Raw genomic sequence first — 23,721 nt, 5'->3', positions numbered from 1 at the left:
TCGACAAGTACCGTGGACGCGTGCGAAGGCTGAAGTTTCTGCTGCGTCCGGGCTGGTTGATCCTGGCCGTCATCGTCGCCGGCTTCGCCTACCTGTGCTTCTCCGTGCTCGCCCCGTGGCAGCTCGGCAAGAACACCAGTACCTCCGAGCGCAACCAGCTGATCTCGGACTCGGTGTCCGCGGATCCGGTGCCGGTCGAGTCGATCCTGCCGGCGTCGGGCCCGCTCGCCACCCACGACGAGTGGCGCCAGGTCAGAGCGACGGGCACCTACCTGCCCGACAAGGACGTGCTGATCCGGTTGCGCACCATCGAGGACTCGCCGGCCTTCGAGGTGATCACCCCGCTGCAACTGTCGGACGGCCGGGTCGTGCTCGTCAACCGGGGGTACGTGCGGCCGGTCGAGGGCGGCAGGCCGCCGCAGTTCGCCGCGGCACCGACCGGTGAGGTCACGATCGCCGCCCGCCCGCGACTGTCCGAGGGCACCATCCCGGGCAAGGACCCGATCCGGGAGAACGGGTACTCGCAGGTCTACTTCATCAACCCCGCGCAGATCGGCACCGCGGCCGGGGTCACGCCGGTCGACCTCTACCTGCAGCTCGCCGGCGACCAGCCCGGCTCGCTGGGCACCATCCCGCTGCCGCAACTCGACGCCGGCCCCTACCTGTCGTACGGGCTGCAGTGGCTGGCGTTCGGGATCATGGCCCCGCTCGGGCTGGCGTACTTCGTACGCGCCGAGCTCCGGGAGCGCCGCCGCGACCGAGCGGACACCGAGGCCACCCCCCCGGTTGCCGCCGAGCCGACAGCCACCGAGCCGGTTGCCACGACCAAGGCCGAGGCCGAGGCCGAGGACGACATCGTGCTGCCGCGGCGCGGGCTGCGACGGTCAGCGCCCGAGCCCACGACGTTGACGGCGACGGAAGCCAAGCTCGCCGACCGCTACGGCAAGCGCCGCTGACCCCAGCGCGGCGCCGACCTGCACCGCGGACGAGAGGCGCACCACCCGGCGCAGGTCCGCGACCGCGGGGGCGGGTCCCTCACCGAGACTCGGCCGCTCTTCGACGCCGTGAGGGTACTCGGTGCGCCCTCCGAGGGTGACTCCGAGCGCGCCGGCCATCGACGCCTCGGCGACGCCCGCGTTCGGGCTCGGATGGCCCGCGGCGTCGCGTCGCCAGGCCCGCAGCGCCGCGCGGGGCGACCCGCCGACCACAGGCGCGACGGCCACCGCGAGCAGTCCGGTGGCCCGGGCCGGTGCCAGGTTCACCAGGTCGTCGATCCGCGCCGCGGCCCAGCCGAAGCGCAGGTACCGCGGTGAGCGGTAGCCGATCATCGCGTCGAGGGTGTTGATCGCGCGGTAGCCGAGCACCCCGGGCGCCCCGGCGACGGCCGCCCACCAGAGCGGCCCGACCGTCGCATCCGACGTGTTCTCCGCGACGGATTCGACTGTGGCCCTGGCTATTCCGGTACCGTCGAGGGAGTTCGGGTCCCGACCGCACAGGGACGGCACCAGCGACCGGGCGCCATCGAGGTCGTCGCGCTCGAGCCGGCCGGCCATGTCGGCGCCGACCCGGCTCAGCGAGGTCCCGCCGAGCGCGGTCCACGTCGCCGCCGCGACCACCGCACTCTCCCCCACCCAGCCGAGGCGGCCCGCAGCGCGACCGGCGAGGACCGCTCCGCCGGTGACCGCGGCGACGAGCAGTCCGGTGTGCGCGAGTCCGGCCACGCGGCCGTCGCGGTAGCTGCGGCGCTCGAGCGCCGCGGCGGCGCGACCGAAACCGGCCACCGGGTGCAGTCGCGCGGGATCGGCGAAGGCCCGGTCCGCGGCGAAGCCGATCAGGATTCCGGTCGCTCGTGCCGTCCCACGCAAGTTCACGTCGGTATGTCTACCAATCGACGGCGCCGTCGAAGGTGCGTGGGTCATACCCGGGTATGACCCACGCACCTTCGACGGGACAGTCCGCGCTGCTGCACTGCCTGGCGCGGATCGTGTAGGTGCTCACTTCGCCGACACGATCGGTGGATCAGGCGAACTTGCGCCGGTAGATCGCGATCGCGGCACCGTACGAGAGGACGAGGATGCCAGCGCACCAGCCGAGGGCGACCCAGATGTCGGAGCCCACAGCCTGGCCCGCGAGCAGGTTACGGATCGCGTTGACGATCGAGGTCACGGGCTGGTTGTCGGCGAAGGCCCGCACCGGCCCCGGCATCGACTCCGTGGGCACGAACGCGGAGCTGACGAACGGCAGGAAGATCAGCGGGTAGGCGAACGCACCCGCGCCGTCCACCGAGTTCGCCGAGAGGCCGGCGATCACGGCGAGCCAGGTCAGCGCCAGCGTGAACAGGATCAGGATGCCGGCGACCGCAAGCCATTCGAACGCGTTCGCCCCCGACCGGAACCCCATGAGGAGGGCGACGGCGACGACGATCAGCACTGCGGTCACGTTGGCGACCAACGAGGTCAGCACGTGCGACCACAGCACCGACGCCCGGGCGATGGGCATCGACTGGAACCGTTCGACGATCCCGCCCTGCAGGTCGTTGAAGAGCCGCACGGAGGTGTACGCGACACCCGAGGCGATGGTGATGAGCAGGATGCCGGGCAGCAGGTAGCTCACGTACGACTCGGCGCCGGTGTCGATGGCGCCGCCGAACACGAACACGAACAGCAGCATGATCGCGATCGGTGTGACCGCGGTCGTGATGATGGTGTCCGGACTGCGGGTGATGTGACGCAGGGATCGGCCGGTGAGGGCGGCGGTGTCGCCGAGGACATGCGTGGTCATCATCGTTCCTTTCGGTCGGCGCCGACGGCGCCCGCGGTGTCGGCACCCGCCGGTGCGTCGGCACCGACGATGCTGAGGAAGACCTCCTCGAGGGTCGGCTGCTTCTCGACGTACTCCACCTTCGCGGGCGGGAGCAGCTGCTTGAGTTCGGCGAGGGTGCCGTCGACGATGATCCGGCCCTCGTGCAGGATCGCGATCCTGTCGGCGAGCTGCTCGGCCTCCTCCAGGTACTGCGTCGTGAGCAGCACCGTGGTGCCACCCCGAGCGAGGTCCCGCACGGCCTGCCACACCTCGTTGCGGGCCTGGGGGTCGAGTCCCGTCGTCGGTTCGTCGAGGAAGACGACCGGCGGGTTCCCGATCAGGCTCATCGCGATGTCGAGGCGCCGACGCATGCCGCCCGAGTACGTCCCGACCTTCCGGTCGCCGGCGTCGGTCAGCAAGAATCGCGCGAGCAGCTCGTCCGCGATCGCCCCGGGATTCGCCAGGTGCCGGAGCCGGGCGACCAGCACGAGATTCTCCTTGCCGCTGAGGATCTCGTCGACCGCGGCGAACTGCCCGGTGAGACTGATGGATTCGCGCACGTTCGCCGCCGCAGTGGCGACGTCGAATCCGTGGACCGTCGCCGTGCCGGCGTCCGCCCGCAGCAACGTCGCCAGGATCTTCACCAGCGTGGTCTTGCCGGCCCCGTTCGAGCCGAGCAGGGCGAAGATGCTGCCCCGCTCGACCTCGAAGTCGACGCCGCGCAGCACGTGGAGCTGCTCGTACGACTTCTCGACGCCCTGCACCCGGATGGCCGGTTGGGCGGTCATCGCTGCTCCCTCCGCTCGACGTCCGCGATCGCCTCGATGAGGCGGGCGCGCTCCTTGTCGATCCACTGCTTGCCGGAGTAGGCCTGCGCGAACGTCTCGGCGAACTCGACCGGGTCGTCGCCGATGATCGCCCGCACCGGGGTGCCGTCGGCTGCGGCGCGCTCCCACAGATCGACGGAGTCGCTGAACATCGTGAGGAGGGTGTCGCCGTCGGTGACGCCGCCGTAGTAAGTGAGGTACCGCTGGAACGCGTTGGCGGCGGTCGCATACGGTTCGGGCAGGGTCTCGAGGCGGGCCTTGCACTGCTTGTACTGCTTCTTCTGCTCGAGCGATCCGGTGAGGGTCTCGATCCACTTGGCTGCCATGGTCACTTCTCTCCTTCGTGTAGATGTTCGATTCGTTCGGCGAGGAAGCTCCAGTTCCTCCAGAATTCGCCCAGTTGGTCCCGCCCCCGCGTGTTGAGGGTGTAGACCTTGCGCGGCGGCCCCTTCTCGGACGGGACCTTCTCCACGTCGACGAGGTCACGCTGCTCGACCCTGACGAGCAGGGCGTAGACGGTGCCTTCTGCGATGTCCGCGAAGCCCTGATCGCGCAGCCTTGCCGTGATCTCGTATCCGTAGGCGGGTCGCTCCGACAGAATCGCGAGCACGATGCCCTCGAGGACTCCCTTGAGCATCTCGGTAGCTTGCTTGCTCATCGAACCTCCTCCCAGTACTCAGTGTTGCCAGGTACCGGTAGAAAGTAACACTGAGTACCGGTACTTGGCAACACTTAGTAGCAACCGGCCTGACCGGTCCCGTCGTCCCAGGTCGAGGGGTCACCGAACACCGGGTTCCGCCCGATCGGCGCGGCGGTGACCTGCCGATGAATTCTTCGGATCGTCCTGGGAAGACATCGAATCCGCGCGATTTCAGGTCTACGCAACGGGCGTCCCGACTGCTATCCATGACAGTCGTGACGAAACTTCTCGCCGCACTCGTGGGTGTCGGCATCGTGGTCGCCGCGATGGCGGGCACCCATTCCGCCGAACCCGACCGCGGGCTCAGCGAGTCCCAGCTGGACCTGTTGGCCGACGTGCGGTCGGAGGTGCCGACCCTCGGCGGGAAGTCGGACCAGCGGATCGTCGAGCACACCGCGCTGGTGTGCGAGAAGCTCGCGCTGCCGCGCCGAAACCGGTACGACATCGCGCTGAGCGCGCTGCGGAGCCTCGGCTACCGGGAGAGCGACGCCGAGACGTTCGTCCTGTACGCGGCCGGGATCAGTTGCCCGGAGTCGCTGCCGCGGATTCCCCGCTGATCGCACGCGGCGCGTCGAGCGGCAGGTCGCGAATCCGTCGGGCGGGATTGCCCGCGTAGACGCCGTTCGGTTCGCAGTCCTTGGTCACCACCGCGCCCGCACCGACGATGCACCCCGACCCGATCGTGACGCCGGGCAGGACGGTCGCGCCGGCGCCGATCCAGCAGCCGTCGCCGACCACGATCGGGCGGTGGTAGACGCGGCCGCCGCGACCGTCGGCGGGGCCGATCTCGTGCGTGCTGGTGATGAACTGCGCGCGGTGGCCGACCGCGACCTGCCGGCCGAGGGTGATCGGCGCGGTGCAGTCGAACAGCACGCCCCGGTTGACGAAGGTCCCGAGGCCCATCCGAATGTCCTTGCCCCCGAAGTGGCAGCCCGAGTAGATCCCGGCACCCCACACCTTGGCTCCCCCGGCGAGCAGCAGCAGGATGCGCAGCCACACCGGGACGAGGGCGGAGGACTGGATGATCGTGATCAGGCGCACACGACGACCCTATCCGCCGACGTCCTCGATTCGGCGGGTCCACCAGCCCTAGACTTCGGGTCGGATGCCGCTGGCCGGCGCCGTCCCGCGCACTCTCGAGGAGCCATCCGTGTCGCAGTCCCGAGCGGTCCCCGTCGTCTTCGTCCACGGACTGTGGATGCACCCGATCAGTTGGGGCGAGTGGGTCGATCTGTTCACCGCAGCGGGCTACGACGCGATCGCCCCGGGCTGGCCCGGCGACGCGACCACGGTCGCGGCGACCCGCCAGGACCCCGACGCGCTGAACAAGAAGGGCATCGGCGAGGCCACCGAGCACTACGCGGCGATCATCTCGCGACTGCCCGACGCCCCGATCGTGGTCGGGCACTCGTTCGGTGGACTGATCGCGCAGCGACTGCTCGGTCGCGGACTCGCCCGCGGCGCGGTGGCCCTCGCTCCCGCCCAGTTCAAGGGGGTGCTGAGGATGTCCCCGACCCAGATCCGGTCGGTGCTGCCCGTCCTGAGCCGACCGGGACTGCGGACCAAGACCTGGTCCCACACCCCCGAGACGTTCCACACGACCTTCGCCAACGGGGTCCCCCGCGACGAGTCCGACCGGATCTACGAGGACTTCTCGATCCCGGCGCCGGGCCGGCCACTGTTCCAGGCCGGGCTCGCGAACCTGGCGCCCGGCAGCCCGGCGAAGGTGGACACCCGCAGCGCCCGCGGACCGTTGCTGATGGTCGCCGGAGGGCAGGACCGCCTGGTACCCGAACCGTTGGTGCGCTCGGCGTACCACATCCAGCGCCGCAACCTCGGGGTCACCGAGTACCAGGTGTTCCCCGACCGGGGCCACTCGCTGGTGGCCGATTCGGGCTGGCGTGAGGTTGCCGACGCGGCACTGGACTTCCTGGGTCGGCACGACCTGGCGCCGTCCACACCCGAGTCGTAGCGCGGTCAGCACCTCGGGCGCTTGGCAGGGCCCGGGGCGGGTTTGTGGTGGTCGAGGCGGTCGCGGCGGCGCAGCTCGGTGAGAAAGAGCGCGCACACCGTGAGGTACGCGCCGAGCACGCCGACCGGAGCGGCGGCGATCAGAGCAAGAGCGGCAAGGAATTCCATCTGGTCTCCCCACGGGCGTCATGCACGTTCGGAGGCAATCGATCTCTGCCACGGCCCTCGCAGGGCCGTGGCTCCACGGTAGGAGGCGTCATCCGGGGGCGGGTGAAGCCTGAGTGAACTCTGATTGTGACCTCGCACACGGCCGCCGCCTCGAATCCGACCGCCGGATGGCAAGATTCGCAACGCAGTTACTCAGCGAATGGAGTCGGCCGTGGCGGCAACGAGCGTGAAATCAGCGCGCAAACAATTGAACAAATTGATCGGCGCCGTCAACCACGACACCGTCGCGGTCGAGATCGCGGGCAAGCACGGCAATGCCGTTCTGATCTCCCGCGACCGGTTCCTCGCCCTGCAGGAATCGACCTTCCTGCTCCGGTCACCCGAACTGATGGACAGCCTGCGCCGGGCCGCGGCCCGCACCCTCCACGAGGACGCCGCCGCGCCGAATGAGAATGTCGTCAAACGCAAGCCCGCCAGACGGCGTAAGAAGGCGAAGAAGAAGTAGGCAACGCCCCCACGAAACAGATTTGTCCGCCGCTGTTCTCACCCGCCGACATCGCAGTTGAGCCCTCACGCTCCGGCCCGACACGATTTCTTCTGTCCGACAACGTGAATCGCCCACTTCATGACCTGAACATGAGCAGGAAGCCCCCACCTCCTCGAGGTGGGGGCTTCCCCTGTCCGACAGCGAGATTGCCGTCTCACCTGCCGCCGTGGTGGGCGCGGAGGGTTTCGAACCCCCGACCGCTGGTGTGTAAAACCAGAGCTCTACCACTGAGCTACACGCCCGAAATTCGGCGGGCCACTGCCCGCCGAATCGCACTCAGGAATCTAGCGCGGCGAGCGCGTTCTCCCAAGCTGCCTGGTCACGGGCCTCGCCGGGCTGGTTCATCTCGGCGAACCGGATGATGCCCTCCTTGTCGACGACGAAGGTACCGCGGTTGGCGAACCCGGCCTTGTCGTTGAACACGTCGTAGGCCTGCGCGACCGCACCGTGCGGCCAGAAGTCCGACAGCAGCGGGAACGTGTAGCCCTGCTCGGCGGCCCAGATCTTGTGGGTGGGCGGCGGGCCGACCGAGATCGCGAGCACGGCGGCGTCGTCGTTCTCGAACTTCGGCAGCCCGTCCCGGACCCGGCACAGTTCGCCCTGGCAGGTTCCGGTGAACGCGAGCGGGTAGAACACCAGCAGCACGTTCTTCTTGCCCCGGTAGTCCGCGAGCGAGACTTCCTGGTTGTTCTGGTCCTTGAGCGTGAACTCGGGCGCGGGTGCGCCCACATCGAGCGGCAAGACGACTCCTAGGTCGGGGTGGTGGTCAGCGCTTGGCCGGGCGGGCCTTGGGCTGCACGAGCCGACTGCCCGACCACGCTCCGAGGTTCGCGGCCGAGGTCTGCGTCAGGCCGGCGGTCGGGGCGGACTCGGCGATCTCGCTGGGCTCGACGTGTCCCGGCTGACCGGTCTTGGGGCTGAGCACCCACACGAAGCCCTCGTCGGCGAGCGGGCTGATGGCATCCATGAGGGCGTCGACCAGGTCTCCGTCGCCGTCCCGCCACCACAGCAGGACCACGTCGATCACCTCGTCGGAGTCCTCGTCGAGGAGTTCCGTGCCGATGGTCTCCTCCACCGATGCCCGCAGGGCATCGTCGGTGTCCTCGTCCCAACCCAGTTCCTGAACAACCATGTCATTGGTAATGCCGAGTTTCTGGGCGTAGTTCTGGGCGTCGGCCGCGGCGACCACGGTGGTGTCCTCCTCTTGTTGAACGAGCTTCAAAGCCAGCACCGGTCGGTGCGGATCAGTAGTGAAAGCGAACATGCTCGACGGCTCTCGCGCAAGCGGACCGCGCCGAAAAGGGCACAAAATATTCGGATCCAGGCGAATCAGCCTCGACTGCACCGCCGCCGGAGCGGTTTGGCAGGATTGACGTAGATCACCGTCATGTTGAAACCGAGCCGCCGTCACACTGGCGACTCGGCAGGATTGGACGCCGCACCGAGCGTTCACCGCGATGAGGAGCAAATGTTGTCCGAGCACACCCAGGACCCGGTATCGCACCCCACGCCGCATCCCGCCCCCGGCGCCGACGGCCGGGTACGCGTGATCCGTGAGGGCGTCGCCTCCTACCTTCCCGACATCGATCCGGACGAGACCGGCGAATGGATCGAGAGCTTCGACGAACTTCTGCGGCAGTCGGGTCCGTCCCGCGCCCGCTACCTGATGCTGCGACTGCTCGAGCGCGCCGGCGAGCGGAACGTCGCGATCCCCGCGCTCACCTCCACCGACTACGTCAACACCATCCCCACCGAATCCGAGCCGTGGTTCCCCGGCGACGAGGAGGTCGAGCGCCGATTCCGCGCCTGGATCCGCTGGAACGCGGCCATCATGGTGCACCGCGCGCAGCGCCCCGGCGTCGGCGTCGGCGGCCACATCTCCACCTACGCGTCCTCGGCCGCGCTCTACGAGGTGGGCTTCAACCACTTCTTCCGCGGCAAGGACCATCCGGGCGGCGGCGACCAGATCTTCATCCAGGGCCACGCCTCCCCCGGCATCTATGCCCGCGCGTTCCTCGAGGGCCGCATCCCGCCCGAGCAGATGGACGGCTTCCGTCAGGAGCACAGTCACGCGGACGCCGGCGGTGGACTGCCCTCGTACCCGCACCCGCGACTGCTGCCCGACTTCTGGGAGTTCCCGACCGTCTCGATGGGCCTGGGCCCGATGAATGCCATCTACCAGGCGCGGTTCAACCACTACCTGCACGACCGCGGCATCAAGGACACCTCGGACCAGCACGTGTGGGCGTTCCTCGGCGACGGCGAGATGGACGAGCCCGAGTCACGGGGCCTCGCACACGTGGCCGCGACCGAGGGTCTGGACAACCTCACCTTCGTGGTCAACTGCAACCTGCAGCGCCTCGACGGCCCGGTCCGCGGCAACGGCAAGATCATCCAGGAGCTCGAGTCGTTCTTCCGCGGCGCCGGCTGGAACGTCATCAAGGTCGTGTGGGGCCGTGAGTGGGACGCGCTGCTGCAGAAGGATCGCGACGGCGCCCTGGTGAACCTGATGAACGTCACCCCCGACGGCGACTACCAGACCTACAAGGCCAACGACGGCGCGTTCGTGCGCGACCACTTCTTCGGCCGCGATCCGCGCACCAAGGAACTGGTCAAGGACCTGTCCGACCAGGAGATCTGGAACCTCAAGCGCGGCGGCCACGACTACCGCAAGGTCTACGCCGCGTACGCCGCGGCGATGGCGCACAAGGGCCAGCCGACGGTCATCCTCGCCAAGACCATCAAGGGCTACACCCTGGGCAAGCACTTCGAGGCGCGCAACGCCACGCACCAGATGAAGAAGCTGACCCTCGACGACCTCAAGCGCTTCCGCGACCTGCAGCGCATCCCGATCTCCGACGCCGAGCTGGAGAAGGACCCGTACCTGCCCCCGTACTACCACCCCGGGCCGGACGCTCCGGAGATCCAGTACATGCTCGACCGGCGCAAGCAGCTCGGCGGGTTCCTGCCGTCGCGCCGCACCGATGTGGCGCCACTGAAACTGCCCGAGGACAAGACCTACGACGCGGTGCGCAAGGGGTCGGGCAAGCAGGAGGTCGCGACCACGATGGCGCTGGTGCGCATCCTCAAGGAGCTGCTGCGCGACCCGGAGATCGGCAAGCGGATCGTGCCGATCATCCCGGACGAGGCCCGCACCTTCGGCATGGACTCGTGGTTCCCGTCGCTGAAGATCTACAACCGCAACGGCCAGCTGTACACCTCGGTGGACGCGGACCTGATGCTCGCCTACAAGGAGTCCTCGATCGGGCAGATCCTGCACGAGGGCATCAACGAGGCGGGATCGACGGCCTCGTTCACCGCGGTCGGCACCTCGTACGCCACCCACGGCGAACCGATGATCCCGCTGTACATCTTCTACTCGATGTTCGGCTTCCAGCGGACCGGTGACGGCCTGTGGGCGGCGGCCGACCAGATGGCCCGGGGCTTCGTGCTCGGCGCCACCGCGGGCCGGACCACCCTGACCGGCGAGGGCCTGCAGCACGCCGACGGGCACTCGTTGCTGCTGGCGTCGACGAACCCGGCGGCGGTCACCTACGACCCGGCGTACTCCTACGAGATCGCGCAGATCGTCAAGGACGGCCTCCGCCGGATGTACGGCGGGACGCCCGGCGTGGACGGCTTCGGCGGCGAGAACATCTTCTACTACCTGACCATCTACAACGAGCCGTACCAGCAGCCGGCCGAGCCGGAGAACCTCGACGTCGAGGGCCTGCTCAAGGGCATCTACCTGTACAGCAAGTCCCAGGGCACCGGGCCGCGGGCCCAGATCCTGGTCTCCGGCGTCGCGATGCCGGAGGGCCTGCGCGCCCAGCAGTTGCTGGCCGACGACTGGGGTGTGTCCGCCGACGTGTGGTCGGTGACCTCGTGGGGCGAACTGCGTCGCGACGGCATCGAGTGTGAGAAGGCCGCCCTGCGCAGCCCCGACCTCACTCCCCCGACCCCGTTCGCGACCGCGGCCCTGTCCGGTGCCGAGGGTCCGTTCGTGGCGGCCTCGGACTGGATGCGCGCGGTGCCGGACCAGATCCGGCAGTGGGTGCCGGGCGACTACACCACCCTCGGCACCGACGGGTTCGGGTTCTCCGACACCCGGACCGCAGCGCGGCGCTACTTCAACGTCGATGCCGAGTCCATCGCGGTGGCGGTGCTGTCCGGGCTGGCCCGGGCCGGCAAGGTCGAGCACAACACGCCGGCGGCGGCGGCGCGCCAGTACCGGATCGACGACGTGCTCGCGGCACCGAAGTCACTGAAGGATCCCGGCAGCGCGTAGTAGTCGGCATTTCGGCAGGGGCGTCCCGGCACCGTTCACTGTGCCGGGACGCCCCTTTTCGGTGCGCCGGAATTCGGGTCCACCCCCGCTGGGCGTAGGTTTCGGTGTTATGGGAGAGCAGGAGTCCGCCGCGGCAACACCGCCGGGCGGCGACGCGAAGGCAGTGGCGCCGATCGACGAAGCCCACCACCCCGCCCCCGTCCCGGCCTTCGCACGCACGCGCCAGACCCGGGATCCACTGCCCGACGCGCTGCTGCGTCGCGTCAAACAGTTCTCCGGCCGACTGTCCACCGAGGCCGTGACCTCGATGCAGGACCAGTTGCCGTTCTTCGGTGACCTCGACGCCGACCAGCGCGCCAGCGTCCAGTTGCTCGTGCAGACCGCCGTGGTCAACTTCCTCGAGTGGCTGCAGAACCCGCAGAGCGACATCCGGTTCAGCCTCGACGCTTTCCAGGTCATCCCACAGGACCTGGCCCGGCGGCTGACCCTGCGACAGACGGTCGACATGGTGCGTGTCGCGATGGAGTTCTTCGAGCAGTGGCTGCCCGCGTTGGCCCGCAACGACCAACAACTCGTCGCCCTGACCGAGGCGGTCCTGCGCTACGGGCGCGAACTCGGCTTCACCGCCGCCTCGGTGTACGCGAGCGCCGCCGAATCGCGCGGCGCCTGGGACACCCGACTCGAAGCACTCGTGGTGGACGCCGTGGTGCGCGGTGACAGCGGTCCGGACATGCTCTCGCGTGCGGCGACGCTGAACTGGGACGCGACGGCGCCCGCCACGGTGCTGGTCGGTACCCCGCCGCCCGACCAGGGCGTCTCGGTGGTGTCGACGGTGCACACCACGGCGCAGAAGCACGGCCGGGCCGCGCTCGCCGTGGTCCAGGGTTCACGGTTGGTCATGGTGGTCAGCGGCGAGATGCAACCGTCCCAGGCCAACCGCCCGTTCCTGGGCGACCTGCTGACCAACTTCTCGTCCGGTCCGGTTGTGATCGGCCCGACCACCCCGACGCTCGGCGCGGCACACTTCAGCGCGGTCGAGGCACTGGCCGGAATGGAGGCCGTGGCCGGCTGGCGCGGGGCGCCGCGGCCCGTACACGCGGCCGAACTGCTCCCCGAACGCGCACTGCTCGGCGACCGCGCCGCACTGGACGCTCTCAACGACCTGCTCGTCCAGCCGTTGGCCACCTCGGGTTCGGCCCTCACCGACACCCTCGACGCCTATCTCGACTGCGGTGCGGCGGTCGAAACCTGCGCCCGCCAACTGTTCGTCCATCCAAATACTGTGCGGTACCGCCTGAAGAAGATCGCCGAGGTCACTGGGAGGGATCCGACAAACCCTCGCGATGCGTACGTACTCCGAGTCGCAGCAACAGTGGGAAGACTGGCTCAAACTCGTCACGAATCGTCCAGTTCCACCACTTCAGTCACATCCGCAACAATCCATGGGATCGGGTTGTAACGGACGACCGTCCAGGCGCGATGGCGAACGGCGACGTGCCGTTTTGTGGGATCCCCACAAAACACTTGTCCAAGGTTCATTGCCAACAACACCCCACGGAGACGCCTGAACGGTGTTCCCTTAACCCTGTGATTGCGTTGCTTGCCCCGGGTCAGGGGTCCCAGACTCCCGGCATGCTCAGCCCCTGGCTGGAGCTGCCGGGCACGGCCGATCGTCTCGCCATCTGGTCGAAGGCGTCCGGCCTCGACCTCGCCCGTCTCGGCACCACCGCGACCGCGGAGGAGATCACCGACACGGCGGTCACCCAGCCACTGGTCGTCGCGGCCGCGCTGCTGGCCTTCGAGGAGCTCGACCGACGCGGCGAGGTGCCCGCAGACCTGGTCGCCGCCGGCCACTCGGTCGGCGAGCTGGCCGCCGCCGCCATCGCCGGTGTCATCTCCGCCGACGACGCAGTCGCGCTCGCGGCGCTGCGCGGCTCGGAGATGGCCAAGGCCTGCGCGCTCGAGCCGACCGGCATGTCCGCGGTGCTCGGCGGCGACGAGGAGGCCGTCCTCGCCCGCCTCGACGAGCTCGGTCTCGCACCCGCGAACCGCAATGCGGCCGGTCAGATCGTCGCAGCCGGCCTGCTGAGCGCGCTCGACGAGCTGGCCGCGAATGCGCCGGAGAAGGCACGCGTGCGGGCACTGCCCGTGGCAGGTGCCTTCCACACCAGGTTCATGGCCCCCGCCCAGGACGCGGTCACCGAAGCGGCATCGCGGATCTCCCCCTCGGAACCGACTCGCACCCTGCTGTCCAACTCCGACGGTCAGCCGGTCACCTCCGGCGCCGACGCGCTGGCCAAGCTGGCCGCACAGGTGACCAAGCCGGTGCGCTGGGACCTGTGCAGCGCATACCTGCGCAGCGCCGAGGTCTCCGCGGTCGTCGAACTCCCGCCGGCCGGCACCCTCGTCGGTATCGCCAAGCGGGAAATCAAGGGCACCCCCACACTGGCCCTCAAGACCCCCGACGACCTCGCCGGTCTCGCGGAGTTCACCTGAACCGGGTAGAAACCCACACCGTTCCACATAGGGACGCGAAAACTTGCACATGTGTCCGGTTCTCCCGAACCTGGCACGGCAGGACCCCAGAAAACACAAACAAGAAGGGAGCCACCCAGTGGCCGCCACCCAGGAAGAACTCATCGCCGGACTCGCGGAGATCATCGAGGAGGTCACCGGCATTGAGCCGTCCGAGGTGACCATCGAGAAGTCGTTCGTCGACGACCTCGACATCGACTCCCTGTCCATGGTCGAGATCGCCGTCCAGACCGAGGACAAGTACGGCGTGAAGATCCCGGACGAGGACCTCGCAAGCCTGCGCACCGTCGGCGATGCCGTCGGCTACATCCAGAAGCTCGAGGCCGAGGGCGGCGACGTCGCCGACGCCGTCAAGGCCAAGCTCGACGCCTCCAAGAACGAGGAGTGAGCTCGCCCGTGACTTCCACCAGGAACTTCCCCAACATCGTCGTCACCAGCCTCGCGGCCACGACGTCGATCGCTGGTGACGTGGATGCCACGTGGAAGGGCCTGCTCGCCGGCGAATCCGGAATCGGGATCCTCGAAGATCCGTTCATCGAGGAGTACAACCTCCCCGTCCGAATCGGTGGCCACCTCAAGGTGAGCCCCGACGATTCCCTCTCCCGTGTAGAGATCCGACGGATGAGCTACGTGGAGCGTCTCGCTCTCGTGCTCGGCCGCCAGGTGTGGGAGAACGCGGGCAGCCCCGAGGTCGACAAGGACCGTCTCGGCGTCGTCCTCGGCACCGGGCTCGGCGGCGGCGAGGCCCTCCTCGACGCCGTCGACAAGATGAAGGACGGTGGCTACCGCAAGGTGTCGCCGTTCGCCGTCCAGATGGTGATGCCGAACGGTCCGTCCGCGGTGGTCGGGCTCGAGCTCGGCGCCCGGGCCGGCGTCATCACGCCCGTCTCGGCATGTTCGTCCGGTTCGGAAGCGATCGCGCACGCTTACCGGATGCTGGTCATGGGCGACGCCGACATCATCGTCACCGGCGGTGTCGAGGGCATCATCGACCCGGTCGCGATGGCGAGCTTCACGATGATGCGTGCCCTGAGCTCGCGTAACGACGACCCGAAGGCTGCGTCGCGTCCGTTCGACAAGGATCGCGACGGCTTCGTATTCGGCGAGGCCGGGGCCATGATGGTCCTCGAGACCGAGGAGCACGCGAAGGCGCGCGGTGCCACCATCCATGCACGACTGCTGGGTGCGGGCATCACCTCGGACGGCTACCACATCGTGGCGCCGCACCCCGAGGGCACCGGCGCGGCACGGGCGATGACCCGGGCCATCCAGACGGCCGGCCTGACCAAGGCCGACATCAAGCATGTGAACGCGCACGCGACCGCAACGCCGATCGGTGACACTGCCGAGGCGTCGGCGATCAACTCCGCGGTCGGTACGCATGCTGCGGTGTACGCACCGAAATCCGCGCTCGGGCACTCGATCGGCGCCGTCGGTGCGCTCGAAGCGGTGCTCACGGTCCTGAGTGTGCGTGACGGGGTCATTCCTCCCACGCTCAATCTCGAGAATCAGGATCCAGAGATCGACCTCGACGTTGTCAAGGGCGAAGCCCGCAACGGCGATTTCGATTTCGCCATCAACAACTCGTTCGGATTCGGTGGGCACAACGTCGCGCTCGCCTTCGGCCGCGCCTGACAGGTCGGCACAGTTCGACGGTGGGGTCCGGACCCGGTGTCATCCGGGACCGGCCCCACCCCGACCACCGCCACCGGCGGCTCAGCACTTTAGGAGGACCGGCGATGACCATCTTGGCTCCGATCACCAGATCCGATTCCCAGCTCGATCCGCGCGATCCTCTGACGAGGCTCGAGAGCCTGTTCGACGCCGGGACCACCGTCACGCTGCATCCCCGCGACAAGTCCGGCGTGCTCGCCGCGTCCGGCGAGATCGACGGCGTCCGCACCATCGCCTACTGCTCCGACGCCACCGTCATGGGCGGCGCGATGGGGGTGGAGGGCTGCAAGCACATCGTTGCGGCCATCGACACCGCCATCGAGGAGAAGGCCCCGATCGTCGGCATCTGGCACTCGGGCGGGGCCCGCCTGGCGGAGGGCGTCGAAGCCCTGCACGCCGTCGGCCTCGTGTTCGAGGCCATGGTCCGCGCCTCCGGCCTGATCCCCCAGCTTTCCGTCGTCCTCGGCTTCGCCGCCGGCGGCGCCGCCTACGGTCCCGCGCTCACCGACGTGGTGATCATGGCGCCCGAGGGCCGCGTCTTCGTCACCGGACCCGACGTGGTGCGCTCGGTCACCGGTGAGCAGGTCGACATGGCCTCGCTCGGCGGCCCGGACACCCACACCAAGAAGTCCGGTGTCGCACACATCGCCGCGCACGACGAGCTCGACGCCCTGCACCGGGCCCGCCGGCTGGTGTCGATGTTCTCCGACCAGGGCACGTTCGACCAGGCCGCCGCCGAGCACGGCGACACCGACCTGCGGGCCATGATGCCCGAGTCGGCCAAGCGCGCATACGACGTCCGGCCGATCGTGCACGAACTGCTCGACAACGTCGACGGCGAGTCCAGCTTCGAGGAACTGCAGGGCAACTACGCCCGCAGCATCGTCACCGGCCTCGGCCGGATGGGCGGCCGCACCGTCGGCATCATCGCGAACAACCCGCTGCGCCTGGGCGGCTGCCTCAACTCCGAGAGCGCCGAGAAGGCCGCCCGGTTCGTGCGGCTGTGCAACGCCTTCGGGATCCCCCTCGTCGTGATCGTCGACGTCCCCGGCTACCTGCCCGGCGTCAGCCAGGAGTGGGAGGGCGTGGTGCGCCGCGGCGCCAAACTGCTGCACGCGTTCGCCGAGGCGACAGTCCCCCGCGTCACGGTCGTGACCCGCAAGATCTACGGCGGCGCGTACATCGCGATGAACTCCCGCGCTCTCGGCGCCACCGCCGTGTACGCCTGGCCGGAGGCGGAGGTCGCCGTGATGGGTGCCAAGGCCGCCGTCGGCATCCTGCACAAGCGGGCCCTCGCCGCCGCATCGGACGAGGATCGCGAGGCACTGCACGACCGCCTCGCCGCCGAGCACGAGGCGATCGCGGGCGGCGTCGGCCGGGCGATGTCGATCGGGGTGGTCGACGAACTGATCGATCCGGCCAAGACCCGCAGCACAGTCACCGCCGCCCTGGCCGCGGCCCCCGCCCGCCGCGGGGCGCACAAGAACATCCCGCTCTGACCTGGGCGTCACACGACGAAAGGCCCCGACCGTGAGGTCGGGGCCTTTCTCTTGTCGGCGAGGTTTCGCCCGACGATCAGACCGGGCGAACCGCGGTGGCCTGGGGGCCCTTGGCGCCCTGACCGATCTCGAACTCCACCTGCTGGTTCTCCTCCAGGCTCTTGAAGCCGGAACCCTGAATCTCGGAGAAGTGCACGAAAAGGTCCGGTCCATCTGCCTGAGCGATGAAGCCGAAGCCCTTCTCTGCGTTGAACCACTTGACTGTTCCCTGAGCCATGAAAACTCCTTACATGGGCTGGTCGGGCACACACCGTGTGCGCCCGGGCCGGTTTTTCAGACGCGACGCGGCGTCTCCAGACACCGAAGGGTTATGACCCAGATTCCTGAAGGGCTGCACAGCGCCCGCAACGTTGTTCCTTGCGAGCGTGCAGAAGACACAAACACTCAAAACTTGCGGCCACCGGCTTCAACGACGCTGCTGCTCGATTAATTCCCGCCGGCCCCGACGTGTTCCCGGCAGATCAGCCGACCGCTACCAGCTCCCTGCTGTGCCGGGGCCTCTCGGCCTCGTCGACCAGCGCCACCGCGAGGTCGGCATAGGAGAACGCATCCGCGGCGAGCACACTCGTCCCGCCGATCCGGTAGCGGCCGGTGCGCTCCGCGGTCTCGTCGAGGACGATCGGCGGCGGCGCGAACATCACCCAGTCGAGGCCCTCACCTGCGCCGCGCAGCAGTTCGAGTTCGGCGACGTGACCGAGGGAGAACTCCCGTGCCTCCGCCGGGAACTCGGGCGCGTCCAGCACCCGCACCCCCGGGGCCGTCTCGAGCATCGTGCCGATACCGAGGGCCAGCAGTCGCCGCACCCCGGCCCGGCCGAGTCCGTCGACGAGCGCGTGCGCCGCCGCGGTGTAGAACTCCGCCGACCCGATGTCCAGCCGGGCCGCGACGCTGATCGCGACATCGTGGCCGGCGGCGAGCGCGGCCACACTGTCCGCGCTGGTGACGTCGCCGGACCGCACGTCCGCGCCGGCCGGGTCTGGGTTCGGGTGTGGATCACGGACCACCGCGGTCACCTGGTGGCCGCGCGAGCGTGCCTCGGCCACGACGCGGCGGCCGGCGCGACCGCCGGCACCGAACACGATGATTCTGCTCACGAGTGGACTCCGTTCGACGGGGCCGGCGAGTGCCGACCGATGCCGCCGAACGTAGCGAGTGGGGTGCCGGTTACCGCAACGATAGTTACGCTGGCCAGGTGAGCAATCGACTCGATCGGGACATGTTCGCGGACTGCACGCCCGGCCCCACGCCGATCCGGATCGGCGACAAGTGGACGGCCCGGATCATTGCGTGCCTGCACGAGGGTCCGCGGCGCTTCTCGGAACTGCAGGTGCCCCTGCACATGGTCAGCCCGAAGGTGCTCACCGAGTCGCTGCGCGCCATGGCGCGCGACGGCCTCCTCACCCGCACCGCGTATCCGGAGATCCCCCCGCGGGTCGAGTACGAACTCACCGTGCTGGGGCGTTCACTGCTCGAGCCGATGGCTGCGGCCTGTGCATGGAGTCGCGAACACCTCGGCGAGGTCCTCGGCGCCCGGGCCGCGCACGAGTCGCGCACGAGCGCCTGACCGACCGGCTATCCGACGTTGCGGTGCAGCCAGGTCACCTCGGCGCCGCCCTCGCCGCCGCTACGGTACGGCTCGAGTGCCTGGTCCCAGGCTGATCCGAGCGCGTTGTCCAGTTCGGACGCGAGTGCGTCGCCGGGACCGTGTTCCTCGATCAGGGCGCGCAGCCGCATCTCGCCGAGGATGACGTCGCCGTTGGCGCTCGTGGACCCGCGCCAGAGGCCGAGACCCGGTACGTGACTGTATCTTTCGCCGTCAACACCCTCGCTCGGGTCCTCGGTCACCTCGAAGCGCAGCATCGGCCAGGCGCGCAGCGCGTTCACCAACCGGGCCGCCGTCCCCACCGGGCCGACCCAGTTGCTGGTGGCGCGCAACTGACCTGGCGAGGCCGGCTGTGAGGTCCACTTGAGGTTCGGGCGGGAGTCGAGGGTCGCGACGAGGGCCCATTCGACGTGCGGGCACAGCGCTGCTGGCGACGAGTGCACGTGGAGTACACCGTTCGTCGCATCGGCGAACTGATTCAATGCGCGCACAAGGCACCTCCGGCTTCGACGAGGGACGTCTTCCCCAACGGCCTCATGTCGCAGCCATGTCTTGCGCGGTACCAGTGTGCCCCGTGTGCACCCTGTGCGCCACTGGAACTGATGAGACGGGTGTTGTTTGCCCGTATTCAGGCGATTTCGGCCAGTACCGCGTCGCTCAGCGCAGGCCAGGCATCCTTCGCCCAGTCGCCGAAGTCCCGGTCCGCCAACGCCACACACGACAATTCCCGGGCCGGGTCGACCCAGAGGAACGTGCCCGACTGCCCGAAGTGGCCGTAGGTGGCCGACGAGTTCGCCCGACCGGTCCAGTGCGGCGACTTGTCGCCCTTGATCTCGAACCCGAGCCCCCAGTCGTTGGGGCGTTGGGTGCCGTAGCCGGGCAGCAGGCCGGACAACCCGGGGTACTGCACCGTGACGGCATCGCGAACGGTGTGCTCGGACACCAGGGTCGGCCGCAGCAGTTCGGCGGCGAAGCGCGCCAGGTCGGCGGTCGACGAGCGGGCGCCGTGCCCGGCCGGGCCCGTCAGCTCCGAACTCCCCATGCCGAGCGGGGCGAAGACCGCGTCGCGCAGGTACTCGGGGAACGCGATGGCGGTCTCGGTCTCGACCAGGTCGGCGAGCACCTCGAATCCCGCGCTCGAGTAGATCCGCTTCTCCCCCGGCGCAGCCTGGACCCGATGCTCGCCGAACGCGAGCCCGGACGCGTGCGCGAGCAGGTGTCGCACGGTGGCGCCGGGTGGTCCGGCCGGCATGTCCAGCTCCAGTGCACCTTCCTCGACCGCGACCAGCACCGCGTAGGCCACCAACGGCTTGGTCACCGACGCCAGCGCGAACACCCGGTCCGGCTCCCCCGCGACGCCGATCGGCCCGTCCGGACCGACCACCGTCGCGGCGGCATGGTCGACGGGCCAGTCTTGGATCGCGTTGAGGCTGTGCACCGCGTCAGCCTACGAGCCGGCCGCACAGACGACGGTGCCGGGCGACTCGATCGAGTCGCCCGGCACCGTGGTGCGTTCGCGGTCTAGCGGTCCGCGTCGGTGTACTTGATGACGCCGCGCAGGTTCTTGCCGTCCAGCATGTCCTGGTAGCCCTCGTTGACCTGCTCGAGGCTGTAGGTGTTGGAGATCATGTCCTGCAGGTTGAGCTGACCCGACTTGTACAGGTCGAGCAGCATCGGGATCTCGTGCCGCGGGTTGGCGCCACCGAAGACGTTGCCCTTGAGTGTCTTCTGCAGCATCGCGAAGAGGAAGAGGTTCATCTTCACATCCATGTCGGACATCTTGCCCATCGAGGTCACGACGCAGGTGCCGGCCTTGGCGGTCAGGGTCAGCGCCGGATCGACGAGCGCGCCGTCCATCTCACCCATCGTCAGGATGACCTTGTCACACATCTTGCCCCAGGTCAGCTCCATGACCGGGACGATGGCCTCCTCGAGGCTCGCGTAGGCGTGCGTGGCACCGAACTTGAGGGCCTGCTCGCGCTTGAACGCGACCGGGTCGATGGCGATGATGTTGCGCGCACCCGAGACCACCGCGCCCTGCAGCGCGGCCATGCCGACGCCGCCGACGCCGGCGATCGCGACGGTGTCGCCGGGGCGGACCTGCGCGACGTTGGTCGCCGAGCCCCAACCCGTCGTCGTGCCGCAGCCGACGAGCGCGGCGATCTCGAACGGGATGTGCTCGTCGATCTTGACCGCGGAGTACTCGTGCACGGTCATGTACGGCGAGAACGTGCCGAGCAGGGCCATCGGGATGACATTCTGGCCGCGGGCCTGGATGCGGTACGAGCCGTCGGAGATGGACTGTCCTGTGAGCAGGCCCCCGCCCAGGTCGCAGAGGTTCTGGTGCCCCTGGGTACACGGGTCACAGGCGCCGCAGGCGGGGATGAAGGAGAGGACGACGTGGTCGCCCTCCTTCAGCCTCTTCACGTTCGGGCCGACCTTGGTGACCACGCCGGCGCCCTCGTGCCCGCCGAGCACCGGGAAGGACGGCATCGGAGTGGCACCGGTGACGAGGTGGTAGTCGGAGTGGCACATGCCAGCCGCCTCCATGCGGATCTGGACCTCGCCATCTCGCGGATCACCCAGCTCGATCTCCTCGACCGACCACGGCTCGTTGAGACCCCACAGGAGCGCGCCCTTTGTCTTCATTTCGTTCCGGCCTTTCGTTCCGCGTCAGCTTCTCGTGATCGAGGTGACGGTGATCACAAGGGCACACGATAGCCCGAATCCGGCGGAATTGGAACACGTTCTAAGGGAATTTCGTAGCAAGGTCTAACGGAGTTCCGAAATGCCAGGTGAAAAGCGGTTACCGGACAGTCAGGTCGGCGTGTCGACACAGCCGACGGGGCACCGAACGCGTCGCGAACTGGACGTTCGTCCGTCAGTCGCCCCCGTCGTCCAGATGATGGACGGGATCGGTCGACGGTCCCTGCCGTTCACCCACCGGCCAGGGGTCGTCCATCACCAAGCGGTCGCTCGGTCACCGGGGCAGATCAGGGTGACTGCACACCGCCCCGTCGATCAGGAGATCACCCACCCATGCCCCTCACCACGCGCACCGCGTTCACGACGCTCGCCGCGTTCGCCCTCGTCGGTGCCAGCGCCCTCGGCACGGCGAGCACCGCCGCCGCCGCGCCCACGACGCGGGTCTGCGGTCCGTCCGCCGGCAGCCTCGCCGAACTGCTGTCGAGCGGGTCCGCGCTCGACTACCAGTACCGCTGCGCCCAGACCGGCGATCTGCTCGACGTCCGGATCGGCGACGTGCGCGCCACGCAGCCCTCGCTCGGCTACGACGAGGTGTACTACAAGCTCGGCCGGTACACCCTCGGCAAGGACACGATCAACAAGAAGTTCGACGACTGGTGCGAGGCGAACGGACAGGTCAAGGCCGTCTCGGTGACGCCGGCCGCCAAGATCGCCGACCCCGGTTCGTTCACCTGCGAACTGCCCGTCGGCCAGGAGACCGCCGATTCCATCGCGCCGATGAAGACGGTCGTGGTCGGTCCCGCGGGCAAGCTCTACCTGACCGACGGCCACCACACGCTGACCTCCTTCTACGAGACCGAGGGCCCCGACGTGCACGTGCGCCTTCGCGTGCTCGGCAACCTGAGCGCTCTGTCCGTCAACGATTTCTGGGCCGAGATGCACAAGAACGGGTGGGTCTGGAACCGCGACGTGAACGGCAAGGAGGTCGCAGTCGACACCCTCCCCGCCGGTGTCGGCCTCGCCAACTTCGCCGACGACAAGTACCGCAGCCTCATGTACTTCGCGCGGGACATCGGCTTCACCGCCGGCACCATCCCGTTCCAGGAGTTCTACTGGGGCGCGTGGTTGCGCGACAAGGACGCGGCCGACATCAGCGGCTGGAACCCGCGCGATCTGACCAGCTACCTCGACACCGTCAAGCGAGTGACCAAGGCGCAGACCGCCCTCCCCACCGGCACGGTCGTCGACAGCGGCTTCACCGCCGGCCAGCTCGGCGCCCTGGCGCAGTGGAACGACGGCAAGGCCGAAGGCAAGGGCGAGTTCGCCAAGCTGTCGGTACCGTACTCGGACGCCAAGCCCGGCAAGATCGCGTACGCACTGGAATACAAGGCCGCACACGGGAAGTGAGCGCCTGACGCCGAACGGGCGGTCGCCGCGAGCAGTCGCGGTGACCGCCCGTTCTGCGTTGATGCCGCAGCAGAGGATCGCACGGCCGAGTGGGGCGGGCGGGGCTCGAACCCGCGACCAATGGATTATGAGTCCACGGCTCTAACCGACTGAGCTACCGCCCCATTCGTCCCTCACACGCGCTCTGACGCGCACATTCGGACGGCCAAATGCTACCGGCACCGGTGCCGACCCCGTGCGGCGAGGGTCTCGGACGATCTCCGGCTCCCACGATAACCACGAGGGCGGCCGGGTAGCGGTCGAGGACTGTGCGTCATGGCAGCGCCGCGGGATCTGAACTGTCGCCGCCGACATCGCCGAAGGGCCCGTCCCGCGCCGCTCTCGACGACGATGCTCACATGACGCGGAATCGGGCGGCCGGAGACACGAAAAAGGCCCCCGACCAGGCTTGCACTTGGTCGGGGGCCTTCTGAAGCTCCCCCGGCTGGACTCGAACCAGCAACCGTCCGATTAACAGTCGGAAGCTCTGCCAATTGAGCTACAGGGGATTACCTCAGCAGCCGTCGCTCTCGCCTGGCTGCGGAACAGACTTTAACCCATAGACCCACCCTGGTACCAAATCGCCTGCCCGCAGGCCCATCAGGCACACTGTGTCAGGCCGTTCGACAGGAGGGAAAGCAGTTCATGATGCGCTTGTTGATCGGGGTCGCGGCGGGGTACGTGCTGGGCACGAAGGCCGGCCGCGCCCGCTACGAACAGATCAGCCGGACGACCAAGGCGATCGTCGGGAGCCCCGCGACGAAGAAGGTCATCGAGGTCGGCCGCCAGAGACTCTCGGACAGCCTCAACACCCAGCCGAGGCTCGAACCGCTCGAGGCCATCGACAAGGACACCACTATCTACGTCCCCCGCGACCGGAAGTAGCTCAGCACTC

General features: G+C 68.7%; 27 protein-coding genes and 3 tRNA genes. 13 read left to right on the top strand and 17 right to left on the bottom strand.

Annotated features, from left to right (window positions below; all coding sequences use genetic code 11):
* Positions 1-20: 20 nt before the first annotated feature.
* Positions 21-956, top strand: coding sequence for an SURF1 family cytochrome oxidase biogenesis protein (locus FK531_RS08485; protein WP_142097626.1), 936 nt, complete (start codon positions 21-23; stop codon positions 954-956).
* Here FK531_RS08485 and FK531_RS08480 read toward each other — a convergent pair.
* From FK531_RS08480 to FK531_RS08460, 5 genes are all read right to left on the bottom strand, one after another.
* The gene (locus FK531_RS08480) at positions 885-1,871 is read right to left on the bottom strand and encodes a cobalamin biosynthesis protein (protein WP_246098010.1); all 987 of its coding nucleotides are present in this window, start codon (positions 1,869-1,871) and stop codon (positions 885-887) included. The two genes, FK531_RS08485 and FK531_RS08480, sit on opposite strands and share 72 nt — an antisense overlap.
* A 148-nt stretch (positions 1,872-2,019) precedes the next feature.
* On the bottom strand, positions 2,020-2,781 hold the full coding sequence (locus FK531_RS08475) for an ABC transporter permease (protein ID WP_142097621.1): 762 nt from the start codon (positions 2,779-2,781) through the stop codon (positions 2,020-2,022).
* A complete protein-coding gene (locus FK531_RS08470; protein ID WP_142097618.1) occupies positions 2,781-3,590 on the bottom strand; it encodes an ABC transporter ATP-binding protein in 810 nt (269 codons plus the stop codon). Before FK531_RS08470 ends, FK531_RS08475 begins: the two co-directional genes overlap by 1 nt.
* Positions 3,587-3,955 carry a DUF1048 domain-containing protein gene (locus FK531_RS08465; RefSeq protein ID WP_142097615.1) on the bottom strand — a complete coding sequence of 123 codons (369 nt, stop codon included), beginning with the start codon at positions 3,953-3,955 and terminating at the stop codon, positions 3,587-3,589. The genes FK531_RS08470 and FK531_RS08465 overlap by 4 nt, the downstream gene beginning before the upstream one ends.
* Positions 3,956-3,957: 2 nt before the next feature.
* Entirely contained in the window at positions 3,958-4,287 is a 330-nt protein-coding gene (locus FK531_RS08460; RefSeq protein WP_142097612.1) for a PadR family transcriptional regulator, read from the bottom strand.
* Between the two features lie 248 nt (positions 4,288-4,535).
* On the opposite strand from FK531_RS08460, the gene FK531_RS08455 reads away from it, so the two are divergent.
* The gene (locus tag FK531_RS08455; protein WP_142097610.1) at positions 4,536-4,886 is read left to right on the top strand and encodes a hypothetical protein; all 351 of its coding nucleotides are present in this window, start codon (positions 4,536-4,538) and stop codon (positions 4,884-4,886) included.
* Here the strand turns inward: FK531_RS08455 and FK531_RS08450 are convergent.
* Positions 4,849-5,370 carry an acyltransferase gene (locus FK531_RS08450; protein ID WP_142097608.1) on the bottom strand — a complete coding sequence of 174 codons (522 nt, stop codon included), beginning with the start codon at positions 5,368-5,370 and terminating at the stop codon, positions 4,849-4,851. The genes FK531_RS08455 and FK531_RS08450 overlap by 38 nt on opposite strands.
* 109 nt (positions 5,371-5,479) lie before the next feature.
* On the opposite strand from FK531_RS08450, the gene FK531_RS08445 reads away from it, so the two are divergent.
* Positions 5,480-6,301: an alpha/beta hydrolase gene (locus FK531_RS08445; RefSeq protein ID WP_246098008.1), complete on the top strand. Its 822-nt coding sequence runs from the start codon at positions 5,480-5,482 to the stop codon at positions 6,299-6,301.
* Between the two features lie 5 nt (positions 6,302-6,306).
* On the opposite strand, the gene FK531_RS22315 is transcribed toward FK531_RS08445, so the two are convergent.
* Entirely contained in the window at positions 6,307-6,468 is a 162-nt protein-coding gene (locus FK531_RS22315; RefSeq protein ID WP_181762869.1) for a hypothetical protein, read from the bottom strand.
* Positions 6,469-6,667: 199 nt separating this feature from the next.
* Between FK531_RS22315 and FK531_RS08440 the strand changes: the two genes are divergently transcribed.
* Complete coding sequence (locus FK531_RS08440) at positions 6,668-6,973, top strand: type II toxin-antitoxin system Phd/YefM family antitoxin (protein ID WP_142097602.1); 306 nt, start codon at positions 6,668-6,670, stop codon at positions 6,971-6,973.
* Positions 6,974-7,182: 209 nt separating this feature from the next.
* Here the strand turns inward: FK531_RS08440 and FK531_RS08435 are convergent.
* The 3 genes from FK531_RS08435 to FK531_RS08425 form a co-directional block, all read right to left on the bottom strand.
* Positions 7,183-7,257 (bottom strand) — tRNA-Val (locus FK531_RS08435).
* Between the two features lie 34 nt (positions 7,258-7,291).
* Positions 7,292-7,756, bottom strand: a complete 465-nt coding sequence (locus FK531_RS08430; protein WP_142097599.1) for a peroxiredoxin — start codon at positions 7,754-7,756, stop codon at positions 7,292-7,294.
* Between the two features lie 25 nt (positions 7,757-7,781).
* The gene (locus tag FK531_RS08425; protein ID WP_142098222.1) at positions 7,782-8,204 is read right to left on the bottom strand and encodes a DUF3052 domain-containing protein; all 423 of its coding nucleotides are present in this window, start codon (positions 8,202-8,204) and stop codon (positions 7,782-7,784) included.
* Between the two features lie 279 nt (positions 8,205-8,483).
* Between FK531_RS08425 and aceE the strand changes: the two genes are divergently transcribed.
* The 6 genes from aceE to FK531_RS08395 all read left to right on the top strand — a co-directional run bounded on the left by aceE (position 8,484) and on the right by FK531_RS08395 (position 17,011).
* Positions 8,484-11,303 carry a pyruvate dehydrogenase (acetyl-transferring), homodimeric type gene (gene aceE / locus FK531_RS08420; RefSeq protein ID WP_142097596.1) on the top strand — a complete coding sequence of 940 codons (2,820 nt, stop codon included), beginning with the start codon at positions 8,484-8,486 and terminating at the stop codon, positions 11,301-11,303.
* Positions 11,304-11,412: 109 nt separating this feature from the next.
* The gene (locus FK531_RS08415; RefSeq protein ID WP_142097593.1) at positions 11,413-12,762 is read left to right on the top strand and encodes a PucR family transcriptional regulator; all 1,350 of its coding nucleotides are present in this window, start codon (positions 11,413-11,415) and stop codon (positions 12,760-12,762) included.
* A 128-nt stretch (positions 12,763-12,890) separates the two neighbouring features.
* Positions 12,891-13,799, top strand: coding sequence for an ACP S-malonyltransferase (locus FK531_RS08410; protein ID WP_142097590.1), 909 nt, complete (start codon positions 12,891-12,893; stop codon positions 13,797-13,799).
* Between the two features lie 118 nt (positions 13,800-13,917).
* A complete protein-coding gene (gene acpM, locus FK531_RS08405; RefSeq protein WP_142097587.1) occupies positions 13,918-14,226 on the top strand; it encodes a meromycolate extension acyl carrier protein AcpM in 309 nt (102 codons plus the stop codon).
* Positions 14,223-15,473, top strand: a complete 1,251-nt coding sequence (locus FK531_RS08400) for a KasA/KasB family beta-ketoacyl-ACP synthase (protein ID WP_142097584.1) — start codon at positions 14,223-14,225, stop codon at positions 15,471-15,473. Before acpM ends, FK531_RS08400 begins: the two co-directional genes overlap by 4 nt.
* Positions 15,474-15,577: 104 nt before the next feature.
* Entirely contained in the window at positions 15,578-17,011 is a 1,434-nt protein-coding gene (locus FK531_RS08395; RefSeq protein WP_142097582.1) for an acyl-CoA carboxylase subunit beta, read from the top strand.
* A 76-nt stretch (positions 17,012-17,087) separates the two neighbouring features.
* Here the strand turns inward: FK531_RS08395 and FK531_RS08390 are convergent, their stop codons facing one another.
* Positions 17,088-17,288 (bottom strand): cold-shock protein, encoded by a 201-nt coding sequence (locus FK531_RS08390; protein ID WP_142097579.1) that lies wholly within the window; start codon positions 17,286-17,288, stop codon positions 17,088-17,090.
* A 244-nt stretch (positions 17,289-17,532) separates the two neighbouring features.
* Positions 17,533-18,165: an NAD(P)-dependent oxidoreductase gene (locus tag FK531_RS08385; protein ID WP_181762868.1), complete on the bottom strand. Its 633-nt coding sequence runs from the start codon at positions 18,163-18,165 to the stop codon at positions 17,533-17,535.
* 98 nt (positions 18,166-18,263) lie between these two features.
* On the opposite strand from FK531_RS08385, the gene FK531_RS08380 reads away from it, so the two are divergent.
* Positions 18,264-18,635: a winged helix-turn-helix transcriptional regulator gene (locus FK531_RS08380; RefSeq protein WP_246098006.1), complete on the top strand. Its 372-nt coding sequence runs from the start codon at positions 18,264-18,266 to the stop codon at positions 18,633-18,635.
* A gap of 8 nt (positions 18,636-18,643) precedes the next feature.
* Here the strand turns inward: FK531_RS08380 and FK531_RS08375 are convergent, their stop codons facing one another.
* From FK531_RS08375 to FK531_RS08365, 3 genes are all read right to left on the bottom strand, one after another.
* Positions 18,644-19,165, bottom strand: a complete 522-nt coding sequence (locus tag FK531_RS08375; RefSeq protein ID WP_142097576.1) for a DUF3145 domain-containing protein — start codon at positions 19,163-19,165, stop codon at positions 18,644-18,646.
* Positions 19,166-19,302: 137 nt separating this feature from the next.
* Positions 19,303-20,112 (bottom strand): serine hydrolase domain-containing protein, encoded by an 810-nt coding sequence (locus FK531_RS08370; protein ID WP_142097574.1) that lies wholly within the window; start codon positions 20,110-20,112, stop codon positions 19,303-19,305.
* A gap of 83 nt (positions 20,113-20,195) precedes the next feature.
* Positions 20,196-21,323 carry an NDMA-dependent alcohol dehydrogenase gene (locus tag FK531_RS08365; RefSeq protein ID WP_142097571.1) on the bottom strand — a complete coding sequence of 376 codons (1,128 nt, stop codon included), beginning with the start codon at positions 21,321-21,323 and terminating at the stop codon, positions 20,196-20,198.
* Between the two features lie 390 nt (positions 21,324-21,713).
* Between FK531_RS08365 and FK531_RS08360 the strand changes: the two genes are divergently transcribed.
* Entirely contained in the window at positions 21,714-22,787 is a 1,074-nt protein-coding gene (locus FK531_RS08360; RefSeq protein WP_142097568.1) for a ParB/Srx family N-terminal domain-containing protein, read from the top strand.
* Positions 22,788-22,877: 90 nt separating this feature from the next.
* On the opposite strand, the gene FK531_RS08355 is transcribed toward FK531_RS08360, so the two are convergent.
* Both FK531_RS08355 and FK531_RS08350 read right to left on the bottom strand, forming a co-directional pair.
* Positions 22,878-22,951, bottom strand: a tRNA-Ile gene (locus FK531_RS08355).
* A 311-nt stretch (positions 22,952-23,262) separates the two neighbouring features.
* Positions 23,263-23,335: transfer RNA gene (locus FK531_RS08350), tRNA-Asn, on the bottom strand.
* A gap of 136 nt (positions 23,336-23,471) precedes the next feature.
* Between FK531_RS08350 and FK531_RS08345 the strand changes: the two genes are divergently transcribed.
* Entirely contained in the window at positions 23,472-23,711 is a 240-nt protein-coding gene (locus FK531_RS08345; protein ID WP_142097565.1) for a hypothetical protein, read from the top strand.
* The last annotated feature ends 10 nt before the right edge of the window (positions 23,712-23,721 follow it).

The sequence above is a fragment of the Rhodococcus spelaei genome (assembly GCF_006704125.1).
Taxonomy (GTDB): Bacteria; Actinomycetota; Actinomycetes; order Mycobacteriales; family Mycobacteriaceae; genus Rhodococcus_G; species Rhodococcus_G spelaei.
Note: the sequence above shows the minus strand (reverse complement) of the source record. Positions and strands in the feature narration are given on the sequence as shown.

Bases quoted from the DNA above. Each gene is read 5' to 3' on its own strand.
- aceE (WP_142097596.1), top strand. From the start codon at position 8,484: ATGTTGTCCGAGCACACCCAGGACCCGGTATCGCACCCCACGCCGCAT.
- FK531_RS08415 (WP_142097593.1), top strand. From the start codon at position 11,413: ATGGGAGAGCAGGAGTCCGCCGCGGCAACACCGCCGGGCGGCGACGCG.
- FK531_RS08390 (WP_142097579.1), bottom strand. From the start codon at position 17,288: ATGGCTCAGGGAACAGTCAAGTGGTTCAACGCAGAGAAGGGCTTCGGC.
- FK531_RS08360 (WP_142097568.1), top strand. From the start codon at position 21,714: ATGCCCCTCACCACGCGCACCGCGTTCACGACGCTCGCCGCGTTCGCC.
- FK531_RS08470 (WP_142097618.1), bottom strand. From the start codon at position 3,590: ATGACCGCCCAACCGGCCATCCGGGTGCAGGGCGTCGAGAAGTCGTAC.
- FK531_RS08465 (WP_142097615.1), bottom strand. From the start codon at position 3,955: ATGGCAGCCAAGTGGATCGAGACCCTCACCGGATCGCTCGAGCAGAAG.
- FK531_RS22315 (WP_181762869.1), bottom strand. From the start codon at position 6,468: ATGGAATTCCTTGCCGCTCTTGCTCTGATCGCCGCCGCTCCGGTCGGC.
- FK531_RS08455 (WP_142097610.1), top strand. From the start codon at position 4,536: ATGACAGTCGTGACGAAACTTCTCGCCGCACTCGTGGGTGTCGGCATC.
- FK531_RS08395 (WP_142097582.1), top strand. From the start codon at position 15,578: ATGACCATCTTGGCTCCGATCACCAGATCCGATTCCCAGCTCGATCCG.
- FK531_RS08460 (WP_142097612.1), bottom strand. From the start codon at position 4,287: ATGAGCAAGCAAGCTACCGAGATGCTCAAGGGAGTCCTCGAGGGCATC.
- FK531_RS08440 (WP_142097602.1), top strand. From the start codon at position 6,668: ATGGAGTCGGCCGTGGCGGCAACGAGCGTGAAATCAGCGCGCAAACAA.
- FK531_RS08345 (WP_142097565.1), top strand. From the start codon at position 23,472: ATGATGCGCTTGTTGATCGGGGTCGCGGCGGGGTACGTGCTGGGCACG.
- FK531_RS08475 (WP_142097621.1), bottom strand. From the start codon at position 2,781: ATGACCACGCATGTCCTCGGCGACACCGCCGCCCTCACCGGCCGATCC.
- FK531_RS08365 (WP_142097571.1), bottom strand. From the start codon at position 21,323: ATGAAGACAAAGGGCGCGCTCCTGTGGGGTCTCAACGAGCCGTGGTCG.